The sequence below is a fragment of the Aeromicrobium sp. CnD17-E genome (assembly GCF_024124745.1).
GTDB lineage: Bacteria > Actinomycetota > Actinomycetes > Propionibacteriales > Nocardioidaceae > Aeromicrobium.
Window position 1 is genome coordinate 1 of the sequence record NZ_JAMXRU010000181.1, and the last position, 3,008, is coordinate 3,008.

General features: G+C 72.5%; 3 protein-coding genes. 1 reads left to right on the forward strand and 2 read right to left on the reverse strand.

The window, feature by feature from the left end; all coding sequences use genetic code 11:
* Window positions 1–479 precede the first annotated feature (479 nt).
* Entirely contained in the window at window positions 480–1,406 is a 927-nt protein-coding gene (locus NH339_RS17780) for an oxidoreductase (protein WP_253027328.1), read from the forward strand.
* A gap of 15 nt (window positions 1,407–1,421) precedes the next feature.
* On the opposite strand, the gene NH339_RS17785 is transcribed toward NH339_RS17780, so the two are convergent.
* On the reverse strand, window positions 1,422–2,558 hold the full coding sequence (locus NH339_RS17785) for an aromatic ring-hydroxylating dioxygenase subunit alpha (RefSeq protein ID WP_253027329.1): 1,137 nt from the start codon (window positions 2,556–2,558) through the stop codon (window positions 1,422–1,424).
* Window positions 2,555–3,008: oxidoreductase C-terminal domain-containing protein (locus NH339_RS17790; protein WP_305883294.1), on the reverse strand; the 454-nt coding region annotated here is incomplete at its 5' end. The genes NH339_RS17785 and NH339_RS17790, both read right to left, overlap by 4 nt.

A 3,008-nucleotide genomic window follows, 5' to 3' on the forward strand; every position in this document is an offset into this window, starting at 1 on the left:
CCAACCCCCAGCGTCCGCCCGGTGTGGTCTCGATACACCTCCCCTCGCTAGCGCTCGTGGAGGCACTCGACCAGCGGTAGGTCTCGCTGGTCGAGTAGCGGCCACGCGCGAGGAACGAGCGCCGTGGCTGCGTATCGAGACCACCCGGCAACGGCCCAGCGCGGACCAACCCCCAGCGTCCGCCCGGTGTGGTCTCGATACACCTCCCCTCGCTAGCGCTCGTGGAGGCACTCGACCAGCGGTAGGTCTCGCTGGTCGAGTAGCGGCCACGCGCGAGGAACGAGCGCCGTGGATGCGTATCGAGACCACCCGGCAACGGCCCAGCGCCAATCGGCTCCCAGCGAAAGCCTGGAGTGGTCTCGATACGCCTCCGCCAGCTCCTTCGTCGCGGCGTCGACGACTCGACCAGCGGGGCCGGTCGTTCCTCGAGCAGCGAGATCGTCCGGCGGGGTGGGGGTGGGGCGGATACGGTTCGTCCCATGAGCTGGAGCACGCAGGACATCCCCGACCTGGGCGGGAAGCGGGCCGTCGTCACCGGTGTCACCGGGGGGCTCGGGTTCCACACCGCCCTCGAGCTGGCGCGCGCGGGCGCGGGACTGACCGTCACCGCACGCAACCCGCAGAAGGCCGACGACACGCTCGCCCGGCTGCGCGAGGAGCTGCCCGACGTCGACGTCGAGGTGCTCTCCCTCGACCTGGCCGACCTCGCCGACGTCCGCCGGGCGACCGAGGAGCTGGGCTCGCGGCACGACCGCATCGACGTGCTCGTGAACAACGCCGGCATCATGATCCCGCCGTACAGCACGACGGCCGACGGCTTCGAGCTGCAGATCGGTACGAACCACGTGGGCCACTTCGCGTGGACGGCGCAGGTGTGGCCGCTGCTCGCCGACGACGCCCGGGTCGTGTCCGTCTCGTCGCTCGCGCACCTGCAGGCCAAGGGGATCGACCTGCGCTCGCTGACGCCGGAGGGCTCGCCGCGACGCTACCGCCGCTGGGTGTCCTACGCGGAGTCCAAGCTCGCGAACCTGTCGTTCGCGCTCGAGCTCGACCGGCGCCTGAAGTCCGCGGGGAGGGCCGTCGTCAGCACGGCCGCGCACCCGGGCTTCGCCCGCACCGAGCTGCAGAAGACCGGCGTGGCCATGGGCAACCCGTTCCTCGGCACGGTCGTGCAGCAGGTGTCGGCGCTCGCGAGCCAGTCGGCCGCCGCGGGAGCGCTGCCGAGCCTGCGCGCCGCGACCGACCCGACGTTCACCGGCGGGGAGTACGTGGGCCCGGCGTCGCTCGGCGGCACCCGCGGCGCCCCGGTGATCGCGGGCATGACGCGCTGGGCCCGCGACGAACAGCTCGCCCGCGACCTCTGGGCGACGACGGAGCAGGCCACCGGCCTGACCTTCGAGGTCTGAGCGAGCCGGCGGCCCTCAGCGCTGCAGGCCGGTCCGGTCCGCGACCCAGTCGTGGAACTCCCCGATGTGGTGCTCGGCAGGCACCAGCACGCCCCCGTCGACGTAGTGCCGTGAGCTCATCGTGGGCTGCGTCTTCTCGCACGCGTCGAAGTCCTGGCGGTTCACGCGGTCGAACAGCTCGACCTGCTTGCTGACGTCGGTGCCCGCAGCCACCACCTCCGGCAGGAACAGCCAGTCGCACTCGATGATCGTCCGGTCGGCGGCCACCGGGAACATGCGGTGCACGATCACGTGGTCAGGGACGAGGTTCACGAACACGTTGGGCCGGATGGTGATCGCGTAGTAGCGGCGGTCCTGGTCGGGCGCGATCTCGGGGATCACCGCCGCGCCGGCCGACCCGTCGACGGTGAACCCCTCGACCTCCGGCGCGAACAGGGCGCCGTGGTTGACACCGCTCTGCGACGCCCAGCCGTCCGCGAACTCCGGCAGCACCTCGGTGAGCTCGGGGTGGATGGTGGCGCAGTGGTAGCACTCCTGGAAGTTCTCCACCACGAGCTTCCAGTTGGCCGCCACGTCGTAGCGGATGCGGTGCGCGACCTGGAGCCGCTCGATCCCGTAGTTGTCGAGGTGGTGCAGCTCGCCCAGCCGGGTGACGACCTCGCCGTGCACGGTCTCCTCGAACGACGGCGGCTCGTCGGCCAGGCAGACCCACACGTACCCGAGCCACTCGCGGACGTGCGCGCGACGCAGGCCGTAGGTGGCCCGGTCGACGTCGGGCATCGACGTCAGGTTGGGTGCGGCGACGAGCGCACCGTCGAGGTCGTAGGTCCAGGCGTGGTAGCCGCACTGGAAGGTCCGGCTCGACCCGGACTCCTCCGTGCAGACCTGCATGCCGCGGTGCCGGCAGACGTTGAAGAAGGCGCGGGCCTCGCCGCGGCGGTTGCGCGAGACGATGAGGCGCTCGCGGCCGATCTCGACGGTGCGCCAGTCACCGGCCCGCGCCACGTCGGAGCTCGCCACGGCGCAGAACCAGGTCTGCTCGAAGATCTGGGCCTGCTCCGCGGCGAACTGCTCGGGGTCGGTGTAGACCCGGCCGGGCAGCGTCGGACGCAGCGAGCCCTCGAGCGGTGCGTCGAGCTGGTCGATGATCATGCGTCCTCCAGGGATCGGGCGGGACCGGCCGCAGCCGGGACGGGCGGCGCAGGCGTGGGGGCGGGTCGAGCGCGGCGCGACCGGCGCCAGCGCGTCACCTCCCGCGGGCGGTTCATGCCGAGCACGGCCACCTCCTCGCCGTCGCGCTCGTAGCGCACGAGCAGGTCCGCGCCGTCGACGGAGCCGTCGAGCACCGTCGCCTGCTCGCCCCCGACCAGGTGCCCGGCGACCTGGAGCATGACGCCGTGCTGCTCGGACCAGCAGTACGGCTCGGTGGCGGCCGGCGCGGCCGCACCGGTCACCGCCGCGGCGACGGCGGCTGCGTGGTCGAGGGCGTCCTGCCAGTGACCGGCGCATCGCATCGGCCCGCGGACCTCGTCGTTCCAGCGGGCGCAGTCGCCGACGGCCCACACACCGGGGACCGACGTCGCGCCGCGCGCGTCGCAGTCG

Bases quoted from the DNA above. Each gene is read 5' to 3' on its own strand.
- NH339_RS17780 (WP_253027328.1), top strand. From the start codon at position 480: ATGAGCTGGAGCACGCAGGACATCCCCGACCTGGGCGGGAAGCGGGCC.
- NH339_RS17785 (WP_253027329.1), bottom strand. From the start codon at position 2,558: ATGATCATCGACCAGCTCGACGCACCGCTCGAGGGCTCGCTGCGTCCG.